Raw genomic sequence first — 19,215 nt, 5'->3', positions numbered from 1 at the left:
CGGTTACATTTCGAACCCGGAAGCTAAGCCTTTCAGCGCCGATGGTACTGCAGGGGGGACCCTGTGGGAGAGTAGGACGCCGCCGAACAATCTTTGTGGGAAAGCCCCGCACCGTATGGTGCGGGGCTTTTCTGCGTTCCGGGGCCATTCCGCCGGACGCCCTTCGGCGCACGCCCTTTAGAGTCGGGCTCATGCGATACGACCTGGTCATCTTCGACAACGACGGTGTGCTCGTCGACAGTGAGCCGATCTCCAATACGATCCTGGCCGGCTACCTCACCGAACTCGGGCACCCGACGACGTACGAGGAGTCCATCCGGGACTACATGGGCTCCGCGATGCACCGGGTGCACGACCTCGTCGCGGAGCGGACCGGCCAGCGACTGCCCGCGGATTTCGACAGCACCTTCCATACGCGGGTCTTCGCCGCGTTCGAGCAGGAGCTGACACCCATCGCCGGCGTACCGGAACTGCTGGCGGAACTGGCCGCGGCCGGCACCCCGTACTGCGTCGCGTCCTCCGGCAGCCACGAGCGGATCCGGGTCGGACACCGCAAGACCGGACTCGACCGGTGGTTCACCGACGAGCGCATCTTCAGCTCGGAGGACGTGGGCCGCGGCAAGCCGGCGCCCGACCTCTTCCTGCACGCGGCGGAGAAGATGGGCGTAGCGCCCGAGCGCTGTGCCGTCGTCGAGGACAGCCCGCTGGGGGTGCGTGCGGCCCGCGCGGCCGGCATGGACGTGTACGGCTTCACGGCCATGACCCCGGCCGAGCGGCTGTCGGACGCCACCGCCCTCTTCAGCGCGATGGACGGGCTTCCGGATCTTCTTGTGTGATTCATCTACCTATCGGTAGCGGGGAGTTCTACGCTGACCCGCCATGACCGCCGTTTCCGGGTTCCGCCCTGCGCCCCGCCTCCGGCGCGGCCGGGCCGCGCTCGCCCTGAGCTTCTTCGCCCAGGGCGCGGTGTTCGCGCTGCTCGTGACGCGGATCCCCGCGATCCAGGACCGGTACGGCATCTCCGACGGCCTGCTGCCTGTCTTCCTCGCCGCCGTGCCGGTACTGGCCGGCGTGGGCAGCGTGGCCACGGAGCACCTGGTGAAACGGGTCCGGCCGGGGCTTGTCCTGCGGTGCGTGCAGCCGGTGGTCTGTTTGGCGCTCGTCGCCGTGGGGGCGGGCAGCGGCCTGGCCCAGGTGGCCGTGGCCATGGCGGTCTTCGGGCTGGCGGTCGGGGCGCTGGACGCCGCGATGAACATGCTGGGGGTGAGCCTGCAGCGCGCCTACGGGCGCAGCATCATGCTCGGCTTCCACGCGGCGTACAGCCTCGGCGGCATCGTGGGCGCCTCGCTGGCCTGGGCCGGCGCGCACTGGGAGCTGCCGCTGGCGGCGCTGTACGGGCCGGCCGCCGCGGTCGCGGTGCCGGCGGTGCTGATCGCCGGCCGCTGGTACGTGGACCAGGAGCGGCGCCCGGCGCACTCCGCCGGATCCCCCTCGGCCTCCCTCTCCCTGCGATTCCTTCTTCCCCTCTGCCTGGTCATGGCGTTCGCGTACATCGGGGACTCGACGGTCTCCAACTGGAGCGCGAAGTACCTGCAGGACGTCCTGGGCAGCTCGGAGCAGCTGGCGACGGTCCCGTACAACGTGTACATGGTCACCACGCTGCTGGGACGGACCGTGGGGGACCTGGGCGTGCGGAGGTTCGGGCCGGTGGCGGTGGTGCGCGCGGGCGCGGTGGTGGCCGCCGCCGGGTTCGCGGTCGTGGCGGTGGCACCCGGCGCGTGGCCGGGCATGGCCGGCTTCACGCTGCTGGGGTTCGGGCTGTGCGTGATCGTGCCGCAGACCTTTGCGGCGGCCGGGCGCCAGGCGTACGAGGCGCACGGGGCGGCGGCGCGCGGTCCGGAAGCGTCGGACGCGGCCGTCGCGCGACTCAATATCTTCAACTATGTGGGCTTTCTGATCGGTTCGCCGCTGGTGGGTGCGGTGGGAGACGCCTGGAGCTACCGCGGGGCGATGCTGATCCCGATGGTGCTCGTGCTGGTGACGCTGGTGTACGCCCCTTCCTTCGGCGACGGACGGGCCCGATACGGTGGCGGACATGAGCGGCCGCGCACAGCTGATGTGGGACGAGGCAGTAACGGGCTATGACTTCGGGCCCGGCCATCCGATGGACCCGGTACGGCTCGCACTGACGATGCGGCTGGTGGAGGCGTACGGCCTCCATCGCGCTCCGGTGCAGGTGGCGGCAGCGAAGGCGGCGGGCCTGTCCACGCTGCGGCTGGTGCACCGCCAGGACTACATCGAGGCCGTACAGCAGGCCTCGGCCGATCCCAGGGCCGCCGACCCGGCGTACGGGCTCGGTACCGAGGACGACCCGGCGTTCGCCGGCATGCACGAGGCCTCGGCGCTGATCGCGGGGCAGTCGGTGGGCGCGGCGGAGGCGGTGTGGCGCGGGGACGCGCTGCACGCGGTGAACTTCGCCGGCGGGCTGCACCACGCGATGCCGGGCGGCGCGGCCGGTTTCTGCATCTACAACGACGCGGCGCTGGCGGTCGCGCGACTGCTGGAGCTGGGCGCGCGCCGGGTGGTGTACGTGGATGTGGACGTGCACCACGGGGACGGTGTGCAGGCCGCGTTCTGGGAGGACCCCAGGGTCCTGACGATCTCGCTGCACGAGCATCCGCGCACCCTCTTCCCGCAGACCGGCTGGCCGGAGGAGACCGGTGCCGAGGGCGCCGAGGGCAGCGCGGCGAACGTGGCGCTGCCGGCCGGTACGGGTGACGAGGGGTGGCTGCGTGCTTTCCACGCCGTGGTGCCGGAGCTGGTGGCCGGTTTCCGGCCGGACGCGATCGTCACGCAGCACGGCGCCGACACGCACTTCGAGGACCCGCTGGCGCACCTGGCGGTGAGCGTGGACGCGCAGCGCGCGGTGGCCGAGACCTGTCACCGGCTCGCGCACGAGCACTGCGAAGGGCGCTGGATCGCGCTCGGGGGCGGTGGTTACGCGGTGGTCGACGTGGTGCCGCGTACGTGGACGCACCTGGTCGCGATCGCGGCCGGGCAGCCGCTGGAGCCGAGGACGGACATCCCGGAGGAGTGGCAGCACGAGGTGTACCGGCTGACGCGGCAGCCGGGGCCGCGGCGGATGACGGACGGGCGGGAGCCGGTGTTCCGGGAGTTCGCGGACAGCGGGTACGACCCGGCGGACCGGCTGGACCAGGCGATCCTGGCCACGCGCCGGGCGGTCTTCCCGGCGCACGGACTGCTGCCGTAGAGGCGGAGCGGGCCGGCCCACTTACGTACGCTTCACGCCGCTCATCCCCCTCGAACGTGTGATTACCCATCAGTCAGGGCATGGGGTGGGAGTCCGGCGGCCAGCATGGGCGGCGTGTCGAGCACTGGCGCGCTACGGGCGCATCTGGTCGGAGCACGGCTCGCGGGGGTGATCGCGACCTCGCGGGAGAAGAGTCTGAACCGCTACCGCCTCTTTGCGGCGGGGGACCCGCGAGCGCTGATCGGGCTGGAGCCCGAAGGGGAGTGGTCCGTCGATGATCTGCTCGGGCTCATGGAAGCGCGATGCGGGGTTTCGGCCGATCCTGCGCATATTTCTGGCACAGATGTCATCGACCCGGACCGGACCGTGGCCGCGCTCGATGCGTTCGCCGACCGGCTCGGAGAAGCGGCCGGCAGCCGCTCGCCGGTACTGATCGGCACCGGCCATCCGGACCGTCTCACCGGCTTCTACAGCGGTCTCGCAGACGCTTTGTCGGCGGCTGGATGCCCTGTCCTCACCCCTGCGTACGGCACAAGTATCGACATAATGACCCGCTTTGGGGTACGCACGTACAACCTTGCCTACGTACGAGGCGTCGCGCGGATGCGCGAACCCGGCGTGCGGGAGGGCCTCGGGGAGCCGGGAGTCCACACGCACTCCCCCCTCCCGGTTCGTAGTGCCCTTGGTGCTGCCGCAGACGCTGCCGGACCCCTTCCCGAGCTCGTGATCGGGGACCACGGATGGGTCTGCGGAGCAGGTCAGCTGGGCTTTGAGGCCATCGGCCTGGCGGATACGGACGATCCGGCACTGTTCGTCGGGCAGGCGGAGGGGCGGGTGTCCGTCGTAGTTCCGCTTGATGACGCTGTGCGGTCTGATTACTACCGACCGCTTACTCGCTATGTACTCAATCGAGCGTGTCTGTCACAGTAGGCGGCCGATGGCTACTCCTCTTCCCCACTCGCATCACCCGCCCCTAACCTGGGGAGTGAGCGCATAGCGACGAAGAGTCACCGGAGGGGAAGCCGGTGCCCGTCATGTGCGGAAGGACCAGGTGTGTCATGGCTGCAGACCAGAGGCCTCTGAATGAGGTCGTGTTCCTTACTGTGGCGGAAGTTGCCACAGTGATGCGAGTGTCGAAGATGACCGTGTACCGCTTGGTGCACAGCGGTCATCTGCCCGCGATCCGAGTGGGGAGGTCGTTCCGGGTGCCGGAGCAGGCGGTCCACGACTACCTCCGCGAGTCCTACGTGGGGGTGGAATCGGCCTGACGGGGGGCCTGACAGGCCCTTTCGGGGCCCGGTGAGGCCGTACGGAGGTCACGGAGACCCTCGGATTACGCCGTACGCTCGGCGCCAGGTAGGCTGGCCCGATGTAGGTAGTGTGGGCTCGGACGCCCCGCACCGAGTGATTCGAAGTGAGCGAGGGTAGTCGTGGGCTCTGTTATCAAGAAGCGGCGCAAGCGGATGGCCAAGAAGAAGCACCGCAAGCTGCTCAAGCGCACGCGTGTTCAGCGTCGCAACAAGAAGTAAGCGACGCTGAATGCGATTCCGCAGCCCCCCACCGCACGGTGGGGGGCTGCGGTGCGTTCGGGGGCACGGCCGCGCGGAAGCGGGGTACTCGTCCTGGGCGGCCCGGGCACATGAGCGGCGGCCGGGCGACGGGGGGCCGGGTGGCGGACTTGGCGGAGGCTCGGGTGACGGACTTGTGCACAGGACCGGACCAGGCCGAAAGTCGCTAAGGGTTGTCCACAGGTCATCACAGCGCAACACCGACCGGATAGCGTGGGCCACCACATCTCGGCACGTGCGGGGGCGGGCGGGGGACGATGGTGGGAAGGAAGGGCTGATCTTGGGCAAGGTCGTGCTCGTCACGGGAGTCGCACGTCAGCTGGGCGGCCGCTACGTCCGCCGGCTCCAGCGTGATCCCGACGTCGACCGGGTGATCGGCGTGGACGCCGTACCGCCCGAGCACCACCTCGGTGGCGCGGAGTTCCTCAAAGCCGACATCAGACATCCGGCCATCGCCAAGGTCCTCGCCGAGACCGGCGTGGACACCGTCGTGCACATGGACATCCACGGGACCCCGCTCGGTTCCCGCGGCAGCCGCTCGTCGGTCAAGGAGACCAATGTCATCGGCACGATGCAGCTGCTCGGCGCCTGCCAGAAGGCACCGCACGTCAAGCGGCTGGTCGTGAAGTCCTCCACCAGCGTGTACGGCTCCGCGCCCCGCGATCCCGCGGTCTTCACCGAGACCACCGGCGCCAAGTCACTGCCCAGCGGCGGCTTCGCGAAGGACGTCATGGAGGTGGAGGGGTACGTACGCGGCTTCGCCCGCAGGCGTCCCGACGTCGCGGTCTGCGTGCTGCGGTTCGCCAACATCCTCGGGCCGTGCGCGGACTCCCCGCTCGCCGAGTACTTCTCGCTGCCCGTGCTGCCCACCGTCCTCGGGTACGACCCGCGGCTGCAGTTCGTGCACGAGGAGGATGCGATCGAGGCGCTGCGCCTCGCGACCGCCGAGCCCCGCAGGGGCACGCTCAACAGCGGCACGTTCAACATCGCGGGCGACGGCGTGCTGGTGCTCTCGCAGTGCTCGCGTCGGCTGGGCCGGCCCACGCTGCCGCTGCTGCTGCCGACGGTCACCTGGGCGGGCTCGATGCTGCGCTCGCTCGGCATCACCGACTTCTCGCCGGAGCAGATCCGGATGCTCACGCACGGCCGGGTCGTCAGGACGACCCAGATGCGCGAGACACTGGGTTTCGACCCGGCGTACACCACGGCCGAGACCTTCGCGGAGTTCGTCCGCAGCCGCGGGCCCGGCCTGCTGCCGCCCGAGACCGTCTCCCGTACCGTCGACCGGCTCGCCGCGCTGCTGCCCGCAGCCAGTGCCCAGACCCAGTGAGGAGTTCACCCACGATGGCGGACGCCAAGGTCATTCCGTTCGGCGACGAGCCGCGCTCGCGGAGAAGGGCCAAGCGGTCGGGGAGCGCGGGGCGGAACGGCGCGCTGGCGCCCGTACCGCCGCCGCGCCAGGAGGACCCGGAGACCGCGGCCCCGCGGGAGGCCCCCGAGGAGCGGGGCGCGTCCTGGGAGCAGCGGATCGCCGGCGGGCTCAGCTTCCTGCGCAGACGACTCACCGGTGAGTACGAGGTCGACGACTTCGGGTACGACGAGGAACTCACCGACCAGGTCATGATGTCCGTGCTGCGGCCCCTGTACGACAAGTACTTCCGGGTCGAGGTCAAGGGCATCGAGAACATCCCCGCCAAGGGCGGGGCGCTGATCGTCGCCAACCACTCCGGGACGCTGCCGCTGGACGGCCTGATGCTCCAGGTCGCGGTGCACGACCAGCACCCGGCGGGGCGCCACCTGCGGCTGCTGGCGGCCGACCTGGTGTTCATGCTGCCGGTGGTCAACGAGCTGGCGCGGAAGGCCGGCCACACCCTGGCCTGCACCGAGGACGCCGAGCGGCTGCTGGAGCGCGGCGAGGTGGTCGGCGTGATGCCGGAGGGCTTCAAGGGGGTCGGCAAGCCCTTCTCCGACCGGTACCGCCTGCAGCGCTTCGGGCGCGGCGGCTTCGTGTCGACGGCGCTGAAGTCCGGCGTACCGATCGTGCCGTGCTCCATCGTGGGCGCGGAGGAGATCTACCCGATGATCGGGAACGCCCGGACGCTGGCACGGCTGCTCGGCTTCCCGTACTTCCCGATCACGCCGACGTTCCCGTGGCTGGGGCCGCTGGGCGCGGTACCGCTGCCGACGAAGTGGACCATCCAGTTCGGCGAGCCGATCCCGACGGACGGCTATCCGGCCGAGGCGGCGGACGACCCGATGCTGATGTTCAACCTCACGGACCAGGTTCGCGAAACGATTCAGCACACGCTCTACAAGCTGCTGGTACAACGGCGTTCGGTGTTCTTCTGACGTCCTCGCCCGGGTTGTGACGCTCTCGCCCGGACTGTGACGTGTGTGCCGGGGGTGCCCCGTGTTCCGGCCGGGCGCCCCCGGGACAGACTTGGATCATGTCCAACACCCAGTACGTGAAGCTCGGATCCACCGGCCTGGACGTCTCCCGCCTCTGCCTCGGCTGCATGACCTACGGCGTGCCCGACCGCGGCCCCCACCCCTGGACCCTCGACGAGGAGCAGTCCCGCCCGCTCCTCCGGCAGGCCGTCGAGGCCGGGATCAACTTCTTCGACACCGCCAACGTCTACTCCGACGGCACCAGCGAGGAGATCGTCGGCAGGGCGCTCGCCGACTTCGCCCGGCGCGACGAGATCGTGCTGGCCACGAAGGTCAACGGCCGGATGCGGCCCGGCCCCAACGGCGCCGGGCTGTCCCGCAAGGCGATCATGACCGAGATCGACAACAGCCTGCGCCGACTGGGCACGGACTACGTCGATCTCTACCAGATCCACCGCTGGGACCCCCGTACTCCGATCGAGGAGACGATGGAGGCCCTGCACGACGTGGTGAAGGCCGGCAAGGCCCGCTACATCGGGGCCAGCTCGATGTACGCGTGGCAGTTCGCCAAGGCCCAGTACACCGCCGAGCGGAACGGCTGGACCCGCTTCGCCACCATGCAGAACCACTACAACCTCCTCTACCGCGAGGAGGAGCGCGAGATGCTGCCGCTCTGCGCGGACCAGGGCGTGGGCGTCCTGCCCTGGAGCCCGCTGGCCCGCGGCCGGCTGACCCGGGACTGGGACACCACCAGCAACCGTGCGCAGACCGATGAGTTCGGCAAGACGCTGTACCAGGAGGGCGACCGGGAGATCGTCGAGGCGGTCGGCGCCATCGCCGCGGAGCGCGGTGTGCCGCGGGCGCAGGTGGCGCTCGCCTGGCTGCTGCACCAGGAGCCGGTGACCGCGCCGATCGTGGGCGCGTCGAAGGCGGGACACCTCGACGACGCGCTGGCCGCGCTGGAGCTGAAGCTCACCGCCGACGAGATCGAGCGGCTCGAAGGGCCGTACACGGCACGGCCGGTCAGCGGCCACTGAGAAGGGCCGCGCGGGGCAGGCGCGCGGGACGTACGGGCGCGGCCCCGCACCCGGTCCGTACGCCATGGCCGGGGGACGCGCCCCTGCGCATGCGACGGCGCCGGACGTTCTTCTGGAGGGAAGGACCGGAAGAACACCCGGCGCCGCCGGGCCGCGGGCGGCGCGCTGCGCTCGCTGCGCGCCGCTACTCGTCCCGGCCGTCGACGCCGAGTCCCGGGAGCAGGTCCGGGAGCAGCGGCGGGATGGTGACATCCGGCTCGGTGGGCTCGTCGCTCTCGCGCTCACCCTTCGAGGGGGACGGGCTGTCCTGCCGCGGCGGGTCGAGCAGACCGCCGGTGTTGCCGCCGAGCAGCCCGTCGCCCTTCGAGGAGGACGACGAGGACGGCTCGGGCGAGGGCGAGTCGTGCTTCTCGCCGCCCGCCGAGGGGCTGCCGGAGCGGGACGGCGTCGTCGACTGGTCCTGGTCCGTGGTGCCCGAGGCGGACGGGGCGCCGTGCCCGGTGCCCTCGTCGGCCTTCTTCGGCAGGAGCGGGCGCAGCGGCCCGACCTCCTCGTCTATGGCGTCGAAGACCGAGCTGACCTCATGGGAGACGTCGGCGAGCTGGACCGGCAGCCGGTCGCGCAGCTGCACCCAGCCCTCGCGGTGCGAGGAGGTGAAGGAGTCCAGCGCCTGGATGGCGCCGAGCGAGCCGTCCCGTTCGTACGCGCCGTGCAGCAGCCGGTGGGCCGTGCCCGCGTCCTGGGTGACGCCCGAGAGGGACCTGCGTACCTCGTAGAGCGTCTCGTGCTCCAGCGGACCGGACTTCAGGCGCTCCACCAGCCGCCGGGCCTCGTGCATCCGGCTGGACGCCTGGTCGAGGTAGAGCCGGCCGCGGTCGGAGTCGTCCTCGGCCATGCCGAGCTTGAGGTCCTCCATGCCGCGCTTGAGGCCGTAGAGCGAATCGCCCGGCAGTGCGTCGGAACTGGCGGCGGCCACTCCGCTGAACGCGCCGGCCGCCACGCCGACCGTCAGCCCGCCGGCGGCGAGCCTCCGGGACAGCCGGGACCGTGGGCGCAGCCGCCCGAGTGACTTGGCGGCGCGGTGCGCGCCTCGCACGCCGCGCTGCTGGGGCACCTTCGCGCCGTCGGAGGGTGCGCCGCCTTCGGCGAAAGCGGCCTCCATCGCGGCGATGAGCTGTGCGCGCTGGATCGTGCGCGCTTCCGGGTCCATGGTCGGTCTGGGGAGTTCCCCCAGACCGCCGGCGACTGCCAGCAGCCGTGCCGTCTCGGGCTCAGCCGACTCCGGCCCCGGTGTGTCGATCTGCTCATCGGCCGCGCCCTGGAGGTCCTGATCCTCCAGAGCCTGGGCGAAGGCGTTAGCCCGCCGGTGCGCCGATACGTTCGCGATCACGGGCGGCACCTCCTCTCATCATCCCGCTCGACTCCCCGGACTGGCTTGACGATCCAGCAGGGCCGGAAGGCTGCACACCCTGCACGCAACCACTCGATCGAGTGAGCGGCTGCGGGCATGGCGTGTCCGCAGGGAGCCTGCATTCCGCACAACGAGCGGCGAGGTACTCGGGTTACGCCCTCACGATGATGTGACGGACCGGTACCGCGCGATGGCTGAAAGTGATGGCCTGGTCAAGGCTTGGCGGCACAATGGGGGTGCCGTGCGGGACGGATGTTCGGGCCGGGGGACGGCCGTTCGGGGGGTGGGCCGGGACGAGCGGGGACACGGAGGGGTGGGGGACGCTCAGCGTGCGTCGTCCGGCAGCAGGCGCGCGAGCGTCCGGACCGCGCGGTACTGGAGGGTCTTGATCGCTCCTTCGTTCTTGCCCATGACGCGGGCGGTCTCGGCGACCGACAGCCCCTGGAGGAACCGGAGCGTGACGCATTCCTGCTGTTGGGGGTTGAGTTTGCGGACGGCTTCGAGGAGGGCGGCATTGGACAGGGATTCGAGGACCGAGTCCTCGGGACTGCGCTCGACCTCGTTGGCGTCGAGCATCTCGCCCGTGGTCACCTCCAGGCGGAAGCGCGAGGACTTGAAGTGGTCGGCGACGAGGTTGCGCGCGATGGTCACCAGCCAGGCTCCGAAGTCGCGGCCCTGCCAGGTGAAGGTGCCGATCCGGCGCAGGGCGCGCAGGAACGTCTCACTGGTCAGGTCCTCGGCGGTCGCCCGGCCGCCGACGCGGTAGTAGATGTAGCGGTAAACCGTGTCGGCGTACTGGTCGTAGAGTCGGCCGAACGCGTCGGCCTCGCCCGCCTGGGCGCGCTCGACGAGGTCCATCATGCGACGGCTGTCGCTGTCGGCGGGGCGCCGGGCGGTGGTCGTGCCGCCGCGGCGGGTACGGCTGCTTGCGGACCTGGCACCGACGGCGGTCCTGGCGTCCGCCAGGGCGTAGCAGGCGCTGGCGGGTCCGGCGGCAGGGGCTGGTGTGGCGAGGGCGGGGACGGCGTACGCGGTGGGGACAAAACTGCGCAGGTGGTCGACGAGTGTCGTACGCAGCGTAGCCAGGCCCGAGGCGTCAACCCCGACGTGTGGGTACACGGGACTCCCAGAGGCAGAGCTTCCATCACGTGCAGTGCGGGACCGTTCACCCGCGGTAGGGGCTTATGGGTTCCGGTTTGCGTCTGAGGAGAATAACGCTTCGTACAGGCAGCGCTACACCCAGTTGCTCAAATCGTCGATTCAGTCTGGTCTGTTACGTATTTCTGTTCGTTCAAGTATCGGATGTTGAACAGAAATTGATCAGAAAGTGTCGTGATCTGGCTGGTTGAAGGGCGTGTTGTGGCGCCCCGGGCGTCGCGCCGGTGCGTGCGGACCGGTGGGGTATGAAGAAGGTTTGCCCTGCACACAGCGGTACGCGTGTTCGTACGGGGCGCGCGGAGGCACCCTCAGGGGTGGTGCGGGGAAGGCCAGCGCGAAAAAAGTGACACGCGCCGTCCATCTGATCATCGGCGGGCGAGACGCCCCCCGGGCGTTTCGGTGACGGTGTGTAACGTCCATCCCCGCGCTGGAAGTTGGGCGGGCTTCCGGTTATAGGGCCCCGGTTGTGGAGCCCGCCCGGAGCGCGGGAGCTACCGGCGCCGGCGCTGCAGGGCCACCGCGGCCGCCGCGCCGCCCGCCACCGCACCCACGCCGGCCGCCGCCGGAATGCCGATCTTGGCGGCCTTGCGGCCGGTGCGGTAGTCGCGCAGCCGCCAGCCGTGCTCGCGCGCGTGCTTGCGCAGCCGGGTGTCGGGGTTGATCGCGTACGGGTGGCCGACGAGCGAGAGCATCGGGATGTCGTTGGCGGAGTCGCTGTACGCGGCGCAGCGCTGGAGGTCCAGGCCCTCGGCCATGGCGAGCGCCCGCACCGCCTCGGCCTTGGCGGGGCCGTGCAGCGGTTCGCCGACGAGCTTGCCCGTGTAGACCCCGCCGACCGACTCGGCGACCGTGCCGAGCGCGCCGGTCAGGCCGAGCCGGCGGGCGATGATCGTGGCGGTCTCCACGGGGGCCGCGGTGACCAGCCACACCTTCTGGCCCGCGTCCAGGTGCGCCTGGGCGAGCGCCCGGGTGCCGGGCCAGACCCGCTCGGCCATGTACTCGTCGTAGATCTCCTCGCCTATGGTCATCAGCTCGGAGACGCGGTGGCCCTGGACGATGGAGAGCGCGCTGTTGCGTACGTCCTCCATGTGCTCGGGGTTCTCCGAGCCGGCCAGCCGGAAGTACGCCTGCTGCCACACGAAACGGGCGAGATCGCGCTTGTGGAAGAAGTGCCGCTTGTAGAGGCCGCGCCCGAAGTGGTAGATCGCGGCGCCCTGCATGACGGTGTTGTCCAGGTCGAAGAAGGCGGCCGCCCTGTCGTCGCCGACGACCGGGAAGTCCGGCTCGGCGTCCTCGGCTTCGCTGTCGGCGGTCGCCGCGGCGGCCTCCGCCGCGGCCTGTGCCTCGGCCTCCAGGGAGCTCTTGCGGGCGGCCTCGGCCGCCGCCTCGCCGGCCAGCACGCTGCGTGCGGTGGCGGGGCGCCGGTGGCGGGTGAACCATCCCGTGACGAGGGACGGAATGCCCGTGATGAGGGACGCGCTGATGGGGCTCCTGCCGGGGCGGTGCTCGGGCGACGGGTGGGCCATACCGCGAGCATAGCCAGTTTGTTCGGTGCCCCTGGTTACGCACGCATGTCAGGCAGGCGCGGGGCGGCCGACGGTCGCGTTACGGCCACGCCGTGTATTCACCGAGGGGGCGCGCACGAACGTGCTCTCTGCGCCGCTTGTGCCCCCGTGCGCCGCGCGCGTACGCCTGTGCACCACGCCCCGCGCTTCTGTACGCCCCGCACGCACGCCCTTGAGGCGCCCGGCTCAGGTCCATCTGCGGGCGCCCGGCTTCAGGCCCCCAGCGCCTTGCGCAGCCGCTGCGGGTCCACGCGCCAGAAGTCGTGCTGTGCGCCGTCGACGAGGATGACCGGAATCTGCTCCCAGTACTTGCGGTACAGCTCCCCGTCCTCAGTGATGTCCTTCTTCTCCCAGGCGGCGCCGGTCTCCGCGCAGATCGTCTCGATCACTTGCTGGGCGTCGTCGCAGAGGTGGCAGCCGGGCTTGCCGATGAGCGTGACCGTCCGGTCGGCGGGGTTCTTGCGCTGGGTGCGGCGGAGAAGCGGGGCCATGTGCTCATTGTGCCTGGGCAGTGCTCTCCGCGCCGGTCTCCGGCGGTGTATGACGGCCGTCACGAGCCTTCGGGCAGCGCGTTGGTTTCCCGTACCATCGATGGTCGATTTGTAGGTGTACGGGGGTAAAACAGCAAGGAGAGGCGCGGCGTGTTCCCGTTCACGGTCCTGCGTTATCCACGCGAAGAGTGTGAACGGAGTGGCGCAGGATGTGGTTCCGCGAATTGCCGCAATAAGTGCGTGACACCGGTCACGTTGACGGGACAAAGCGGACACCATCTTTGTGCACGCGTTCACAAAGACATAGCCTGCTATCGACAGGGCGGTCTTGAGACATTTGGCCGTCCAAAGCCCCGCTCTACCCGCAGGAGCACCGTGGCAACTGGCCGAACTCACCGACCGGCGACCCGAAGCCGAGGGATCCCCGAGGCCACCGTCGCCCGGCTTCCGCTGTATCTGCGTGCACTGACCGCGCTCTCGGAGCGTTCGGTCCCCACGGTCTCGTCCGAGGAGCTGGCCGCTGCGGCGGGGGTCAATTCCGCCAAGCTGCGGAAGGACTTCTCGTACCTGGGCTCGTACGGCACGCGTGGTGTGGGCTACGACGTGGAGTACCTCGTCTACCAGATCTCCCGGGAGCTCGGCCTCACGCAGGACTGGCCGGTTGTGATCGTCGGTATCGGTAACCTCGGCGCCGCGCTCGCCAACTACGGTGGCTTCGCCTCCCGCGGCTTCCGCGTCGCGGCCCTGATCGACGCCGACCCGGCCATGGCCGGCAAGCCCGTCGCGGGCATCGCCGTCCAGCACACGGACGAACTCGAAAAGATCATTGATGACAACGGCGTCTCGATCGGCGTGATCGCGACCCCCGCGGGCGCGGCCCAGCAGGTCTGCGACCGCCTCGTCGCCGCCGGTGTCACCTCCATCCTGAACTTCGCGCCGACCGTGCTGTCCGTCCCCGAAGGGGTCGACGTGCGCAAGGTCGACCTCTCCATAGAGCTGCAGATCCTCGCCTTCCACGAGCAGCGCAAGGCCGGCGAGGAGGCCAGCAGCCAGGACGCCGCGCAGCCCGCCACGACACCGGTGCGCCCGGCGCCCGCCGCCGGTACCGAGGACGGCCACAACGACTCCGACCGCAAGGGACCCGACGGGGACGTACCCGCCGTGATGCCGGCATGAGCCTGTTGGTCGTCGGCCTTTCGCACCGCAGTGCCCCGGTCAGCATCCTGGAGCGGGCCGCGCTCGCGCCCGACTCCCGCGGCAAGCTGCTGCAGGACGTCGTGTCGGCCGAGCCGGCCGCCGAGTCGGCCGTGCTCTCCACCTGCAACCGCATCGAGCTCTACGCCGACGTGGACAAGTTCCACGCCGGTGTCGCCGAGCTGTCCACACTGCTCGCCCAGCACAGCGGCGTCAGCCTCGACGAGCTCACGCCGTACCTCTACGTCCACTACGAGGACCGCGCCGTCCACCACCTGCTGTCGGTGGCCTGCGGCCTGGACTCCATGGTCGTCGGCGAGGGCCAGATCCTCGGCCAGATCAAGGACGCGCTCGCCCTCGCGCAGGACCAGCACACCGCCGGGCGGCTGCTGAACGACCTGTTCCAGCAGGCGCTGCGGGTCGGCAAGCGCGCGCACAGCGAGACCGGCATCGACAAGGCCGGCCAGTCGCTGGTCACCTTCGGCCTGGAGCAGCTCGCGGGCGCGGCCGGCGGTCACGAAGCGCACTGCATCCTGGTCGACGACGCCGTGCCCGACGCCACGGCCCCGCTCGGCACGCCGGGCGTGGACGCCTGGGCCCGCGGCAAGCGGGCCCTGGTCATCGGTGCGGGTTCGATGTCCTCCCTCGCGGCCGCCACCCTCGCCCGGGCCGGCGTCACCGAACTGGCCGTCGCCAACCGCACCCTGGACCGGGCCGTACGGCTCACCGCCCTGCTCGAAGAGCAATATGGACACGGTCTCACCGAGCCGGGCAGCCCCGGCCGGGCCAACGGCCTGGTCGCGCGCGCCGTCCCGATGTCCGAGGTGCAGGCCGAGCTGGCCGCGGCGGACATCGCGATCTCGTGTACGGGGGCGACCGGACTCGTCCTCACCGGCGAGGCGGTCGCGGCGGCCGCCGAGGGCCGCGAGGACCGGGAACTGGCCCTGCTCGACCTGGCGATGCCGCGCGACATCGACGGCGCGGCCCACCGGATCGAGGGCGTGCACCTCGTCGACATCGAATCCCTGGCCGACGCGTCCGCCGACGCTCCCATGGCGTCCGATGTGGACCAGGTGCGCGGCATCGTCTCGGAGGAGGTCGCGGCCTTCGGCGCGGCCCAGCGCGCCGCGACGATCACCCCGACCGTGGTCGCCCTGCGCACCATGGCCGCCGATGTGGTCGCCGCCGAGATCGCTCGGCTGGACGGCCGCCTGCCCGACCTGGACGACAAGCAGCGCGCGGAGATCACCCAGACCGTCCGCCGGGTCGTCGACAAGCTTCTGCACGCGCCCACCGTGCGGGTCAAGCAGCTCGCCAGCGAGCCCGGCGGCGCCGGGTACGCCGACGCGCTGAGCAAGCTCTTCGACCTCGACCCCCAGACGGTCGCCGCCGTCAGCCGGGCCGACACGCGCGCGGACAGGCACGACACAGCACGGGAGCAGCGCTCATGAACGACCAGGCATTGCGACTCGGGACGCGGCGCAGCAAGCTCGCCATGGCCCAGTCCGGACACGTCGCCGAGGCGGTGCGCCAGGTCACCGGGCGCCCCGTCGAGCTGGTGGAGATCACCACGTACGGCGATGTCTCCCGCGAGCAGCTGGCGCAGATCGGCGGTACCGGCGTCTTCGTCTCGGCCCTGCGCGACGCGCTGCTCAGCGGCGAGATCGACTTCGCCGTCCACTCGCTGAAGGACCTGCCGACCGCGCAGCCCGCCGAGCTGACCCTGGCGGCGATACCGGTCCGCGAGGACCCCCGGGACGCGCTGATCGCCCGCGACGGCCTGACGTTCGAGGAGCTGCCCGACGGGGCGCGGGTCGGTACCGGCTCGCCGCGCCGCATGGCGCAGCTGAACGCCTGGGCCCGGTCGCTGGGCCGGCGCATCGAGACCGTACCGATCCGCGGGAACATCGACACCCGTATCGGTTACGTCGAGAAGGGAGAGCTCGACGCGGTCGTACTGGCCGCCGCCGGGCTCAACCGGATCGGCCGCATCGGCGAGGCGACGGAGCTCCTCTCGCCGGACGCAGTTTTGCCTGCCCCCGGTCAGGGGGCGCTTGCGGTGGAGTGTGCTGCGACAAATGAGCACCTCGCCACCCGGCTCGCAGAGCTCGACGACCCGGTGACCCGGGCCGCCGTGACCGCCGAGCGTTCCCTGCTCGCCGCTCTGGAGGCCGGCTGCTCCGCACCTGTGGGTGCGCTGGCCGATCTCCAGGACGGCGACCGGGCTGTCACCGAATTGCGCCTGCGTGGTGTCGTCGGCACGACCGACGGCAGCGCGCTGGTGCAACTGTCCACCACCGGACACGTACCCACCTCCCGCGACGACGTTTCCGTACCGGCGACCATGGGCCGTGAGCTCGCCGCCGAGATGCTCGCCAAGGGTGCTGCCGGTCTTATGGGGGAGCGAGCACTTTGAACCCCACCGCCCCGAACCACCCCGCCGCCGGCCAGGTCACCTTCCTCGGTGCCGGGCCGGGAGATCCCGGTCTGCTCACGCTTCGCGCCGTGGAGGCGCTGTCCCACGCGGACGTGCTGATTGCGGACCCGCAGGTGCTCGACGTCGTCCGCACGCATGCCCGTGCGAACGTGGACACACCGATGCAGGCTTCAGCTGACGAGGCGTCAATCCCCGCCGATGTCCCCACGCTTCGGGACACGACCAATCTTGTCATGGGCGCCGCGCGCACCGGCAAGCGGGTCGTGCGTGCCGTGTCCGGAGACCCCGGTCTGGACGCCGATGTGGCCGAGGAGATGCTGGCCTGCGCCTCCGAAGGCATCGGCTTCGAGGTCGTGCCGGGCATCGCCGCCGCGGTCGGCGTGCCCGCGTACGCCGGCGTGCCGCTGCGTGACGCGCAGGGCACCGACGTCCGTTTCGTGGACGCCCGTACCGCCGACGACCGCTGCTGGTCCGAGGTCGGCACGAGCGACGCGACCGTGGTCGTCTCCACCACCCTCGACTCGGTGGCCGCGGCCGCCGGCGAGCTGGTCTCGGCGGGCCGGAAGCCCGACACGCCGCTGACCGTCACCATCGCCGGTACGACCACCCGCCAGCGCACCTGGACCGCCACCCTCGGCACCATCGCGCAAACGCTCAAGGCCGCCAAGGTGCTGCCGTCGCCGGACGGCGGCCAGCCGGTCATAGCCGTGGTCGGCGAGCGCAGCGCCGCCGCTCAGCGGGACCAGCTCTCCTGGTTCGAGTCCAAGCCGCTGTTCGGCTGGAAGGTGCTCGTACCGCGGACCAAGGAGCAGGCGGCCTCGCTGTCCGACCAGCTCGTCTCGTACGGTGCCGTACCCCACGAGGTGCCGACGATCGCCGTCGAGCCGCCGCGTACCCCGCAGCAGATGGAGCGCGCGGTCAAGGGCCTGGTCACCGGGCGCTACGAGTGGATCGCCTTCACCTCCGTCAACGCGGTGAAGGCCGTCCGCGAGAAGTTCGAGGAGTACGGCCTGGACGCGCGTGCCTTCGCGGGCATCAAGGTCGCGGCCGTCGGCGAGCAGACCGCCAAGGCGCTGATCGCCTTCGGCGTGAAGCCCGACCTGGTCCCGTCCGGCGAGCAGTCGGCGGCGGGCCTCCTGGAGGACTGGCCGCCCTACGACCCGGTCTTCGACCCGATCGACCGCGTCTTCCTCCCCCGCGCCGACATCGCCACCGAGACCCTGGTGGCGGGCCTGATCGAGCTGGGCTGGGAGGTCGACGACGTCACGGCCTACCGGACCGTGCGCGCGTCGCCGCCGCCGGCCACCACCCGCGAGGCGATCAAGGGCGGCGGCTTCGACGCGGTACTTTTCACCTCGTCTTCGACGGTGCGGAACCTCGTCGGCATCGCGGGCAAGCCGCACAACGTGACCGTGATCGCCTGCATCGGCCCGGCCACCGCCAAGACCGCCGAGGAACACGGGCTGCGCGTGGACGTGATGTCGCCCGAGCCCTCGGTGCACAAGTTGGCCGAAGCGCTCGCGGACTTCGGCGCGGCGCGGCGTGCTGCCGCGGTCGAGAACGGTGACCCGGTCACCCGTCCCAGCGAGCGCCGGCCCGGATCCCGTAGGAGGGCACGGAGTTGAGCACCACGTACGGAAGGTTCCCGGGAGCACGGCCGCGGCGGCTGCGCACCACCCCCGCGATGCGGCGGATGGTCGCCGAGACGCGGCTGCACCCGGCGGACCTGATCCTCCCCGCGTTCGTCCGCGAGGGGATCTCCGAGCCGGTGCCGATCGGCTCGATGCCGGGCGTCGTCCAGCACACCCGTGACACCCTGCGGAAGGCCGCCGTCGACGCGGTCTCCGCGGGCGTCTCCGGGATCATGCTCTTCGGCGTCCCGGAGGAGTCGAAGAAGGACGCGAACGGCACCGTCGGCACGGACCCTGACGGCATCCTCCAGGTCGCCCTCCGCGACGTGCGGGAGGAGGTCGGCGACGACCTCGTCATCATGTCCGACCTCTGCCTGGACGAGTTCACCGACCACGGCCACTGCGGGGTCCTCACGCCGGACGGCCGGGTCGACAACGACGCCACGCTGGAGCGGTACGCGGAGATGGCCCGGGTGCAGGCCGAGGCGGGCGCCCACACGGTCGCGCCCAGCGGCATGATGGACGGCCAGGTCCGCGTGATCCGTGAGGCCCTGGACGGCATCGGCCACCAGGACGTCTCGATCCTGGCGTACACCGCGAAGTACGCCTCCGCGTTCTACGGCCCGTTCCGCGAGGCGGTCGGTTCCTCCCTCAAGGGCGACCGCAAGACCTACCAGCAGGACGGCGCGAACGCCCGCGAGGCGCTGCGCGAGCTGGCCCTCGACCTCGAAGAGGGCGCCGACATGGTCATGGTCAAGCCGGCCATGCCGTACCTCGACATCCTCCGGGATGTCGCGGAGTCCGTCGACGTACCCGTCGCCGCGTACCAGATCTCCGGCGAGTACGCGATGATCGAGGCCGCCGCGGAGAAGGGCTGGATCGACCGCGACGCGGCGATCCTGGAGGCCCTGACCGGCATCAAGCGGGCCGGTGCGCAGAACATCCTGACGTACTGGGCGACGGAGGTCGCGCGTCAGCTGTGACGGCTCCGCCGTCGGTTCTCCGGGCCCCTGCCGCTCCGTACTCACGTACGGGTGGCGGGGGCCCCGGGCGTTCGTACGGGG

General features: G+C 70.9%; 18 protein-coding genes and 1 rRNA gene. 15 read left to right on the top strand and 4 right to left on the bottom strand.

Annotated elements, in window-relative coordinates:
• From rrf to ACIGQF_RS15370, 10 genes are all read left to right on the top strand, one after another.
• Window positions 1–88 (top strand): 5S ribosomal RNA (gene rrf / locus ACIGQF_RS15415); the annotation flags it as partial.
• A 103-nt stretch (window positions 89–191) separates the two neighbouring features.
• Complete coding sequence (locus tag ACIGQF_RS15410; RefSeq protein WP_399710114.1) at window positions 192–836, top strand: HAD family hydrolase; 645 nt, start codon at window positions 192–194, stop codon at window positions 834–836.
• Window positions 837–879: 43 nt separating this feature from the next.
• Complete coding sequence (locus ACIGQF_RS15405) at window positions 880–2,145, top strand: MFS transporter (protein WP_399710112.1); 1,266 nt, start codon at window positions 880–882, stop codon at window positions 2,143–2,145.
• A complete protein-coding gene (locus ACIGQF_RS15400) occupies window positions 2,096–3,271 on the top strand; it encodes an acetoin utilization protein AcuC (protein ID WP_399710110.1) in 1,176 nt (391 codons plus the stop codon). The genes ACIGQF_RS15405 and ACIGQF_RS15400 overlap by 50 nt, the downstream gene beginning before the upstream one ends.
• A gap of 114 nt (window positions 3,272–3,385) precedes the next feature.
• On the top strand, window positions 3,386–4,201 hold the full coding sequence (locus ACIGQF_RS15395; protein ID WP_399710108.1) for a phosphatase: 816 nt from the start codon (window positions 3,386–3,388) through the stop codon (window positions 4,199–4,201).
• Between the two features lie 128 nt (window positions 4,202–4,329).
• Window positions 4,330–4,539 carry a helix-turn-helix domain-containing protein gene (locus tag ACIGQF_RS15390; RefSeq protein ID WP_014144137.1) on the top strand — a complete coding sequence of 70 codons (210 nt, stop codon included), beginning with the start codon at window positions 4,330–4,332 and terminating at the stop codon, window positions 4,537–4,539.
• A 162-nt stretch (window positions 4,540–4,701) separates the two neighbouring features.
• Entirely contained in the window at window positions 4,702–4,800 is a 99-nt protein-coding gene (locus ACIGQF_RS15385) for a 30S ribosomal protein bS22 (protein ID WP_003948845.1), read from the top strand.
• Window positions 4,801–5,119: 319 nt separating this feature from the next.
• Window positions 5,120–6,169 (top strand): NAD-dependent epimerase/dehydratase family protein, encoded by a 1,050-nt coding sequence (locus ACIGQF_RS15380; protein WP_399710106.1) that lies wholly within the window; start codon window positions 5,120–5,122, stop codon window positions 6,167–6,169.
• A 14-nt stretch (window positions 6,170–6,183) separates the two neighbouring features.
• Window positions 6,184–7,188 (top strand): lysophospholipid acyltransferase family protein, encoded by a 1,005-nt coding sequence (locus ACIGQF_RS15375; RefSeq protein ID WP_399710104.1) that lies wholly within the window; start codon window positions 6,184–6,186, stop codon window positions 7,186–7,188.
• A gap of 98 nt (window positions 7,189–7,286) precedes the next feature.
• The gene (locus tag ACIGQF_RS15370) at window positions 7,287–8,264 is read left to right on the top strand and encodes an aldo/keto reductase (protein WP_399710102.1); all 978 of its coding nucleotides are present in this window, start codon (window positions 7,287–7,289) and stop codon (window positions 8,262–8,264) included.
• A gap of 184 nt (window positions 8,265–8,448) precedes the next feature.
• On the opposite strand, the gene ACIGQF_RS15365 is transcribed toward ACIGQF_RS15370, so the two are convergent.
• The 4 genes from ACIGQF_RS15365 to ACIGQF_RS15350 all read right to left on the bottom strand — a co-directional run bounded on the left by ACIGQF_RS15365 (window position 8,449) and on the right by ACIGQF_RS15350 (window position 12,889).
• On the bottom strand, window positions 8,449–9,654 hold the full coding sequence (locus ACIGQF_RS15365) for a DUF5667 domain-containing protein (RefSeq protein ID WP_399710100.1): 1,206 nt from the start codon (window positions 9,652–9,654) through the stop codon (window positions 8,449–8,451).
• A gap of 345 nt (window positions 9,655–9,999) precedes the next feature.
• Window positions 10,000–10,794, bottom strand: a complete 795-nt coding sequence (locus ACIGQF_RS15360; RefSeq protein ID WP_399710098.1) for an ECF subfamily RNA polymerase sigma factor, BldN family — start codon at window positions 10,792–10,794, stop codon at window positions 10,000–10,002.
• Window positions 10,795–11,324: 530 nt separating this feature from the next.
• The gene (locus ACIGQF_RS15355; RefSeq protein WP_399710095.1) at window positions 11,325–12,359 is read right to left on the bottom strand and encodes an HAD family hydrolase; all 1,035 of its coding nucleotides are present in this window, start codon (window positions 12,357–12,359) and stop codon (window positions 11,325–11,327) included.
• A gap of 251 nt (window positions 12,360–12,610) precedes the next feature.
• Window positions 12,611–12,889, bottom strand: coding sequence for a glutaredoxin family protein (locus tag ACIGQF_RS15350; RefSeq protein ID WP_399710093.1), 279 nt, complete (start codon window positions 12,887–12,889; stop codon window positions 12,611–12,613).
• 375 nt (window positions 12,890–13,264) lie between these two features.
• Between ACIGQF_RS15350 and ACIGQF_RS15345 the strand changes: the two genes are divergently transcribed.
• From ACIGQF_RS15345 to hemB, 5 genes are read left to right on the top strand one after another with little or no spacing between them, the layout of a single operon-like run.
• Window positions 13,265–14,065, top strand: a complete 801-nt coding sequence (locus ACIGQF_RS15345) for a redox-sensing transcriptional repressor Rex (protein WP_399710091.1) — start codon at window positions 13,265–13,267, stop codon at window positions 14,063–14,065.
• On the top strand, window positions 14,062–15,534 hold the full coding sequence (locus ACIGQF_RS15340) for a glutamyl-tRNA reductase (RefSeq protein WP_361557821.1): 1,473 nt from the start codon (window positions 14,062–14,064) through the stop codon (window positions 15,532–15,534). Before ACIGQF_RS15345 ends, ACIGQF_RS15340 begins: the two co-directional genes overlap by 4 nt.
• On the top strand, window positions 15,531–16,499 hold the full coding sequence (hemC, locus tag ACIGQF_RS15335) for a hydroxymethylbilane synthase (protein WP_399710088.1): 969 nt from the start codon (window positions 15,531–15,533) through the stop codon (window positions 16,497–16,499). Before ACIGQF_RS15340 ends, hemC begins: the two co-directional genes overlap by 4 nt.
• The gene (locus ACIGQF_RS15330; protein ID WP_399710086.1) at window positions 16,496–18,145 is read left to right on the top strand and encodes a uroporphyrinogen-III synthase; all 1,650 of its coding nucleotides are present in this window, start codon (window positions 16,496–16,498) and stop codon (window positions 18,143–18,145) included. Before hemC ends, ACIGQF_RS15330 begins: the two co-directional genes overlap by 4 nt.
• Entirely contained in the window at window positions 18,142–19,134 is a 993-nt protein-coding gene (hemB, locus tag ACIGQF_RS15325; protein WP_399710084.1) for a porphobilinogen synthase, read from the top strand. Before ACIGQF_RS15330 ends, hemB begins: the two co-directional genes overlap by 4 nt.
• Window positions 19,135–19,215 lie beyond the last annotated feature (81 nt).

The organism is Streptomyces sp. NPDC053560 (genome assembly GCF_044544605.1).
Taxonomy (GTDB): domain Bacteria; phylum Actinomycetota; class Actinomycetes; order Streptomycetales; family Streptomycetaceae; genus Streptomyces.
Note: the sequence above shows the minus strand (reverse complement) of the source record. Positions and strands in the feature narration are given on the sequence as shown.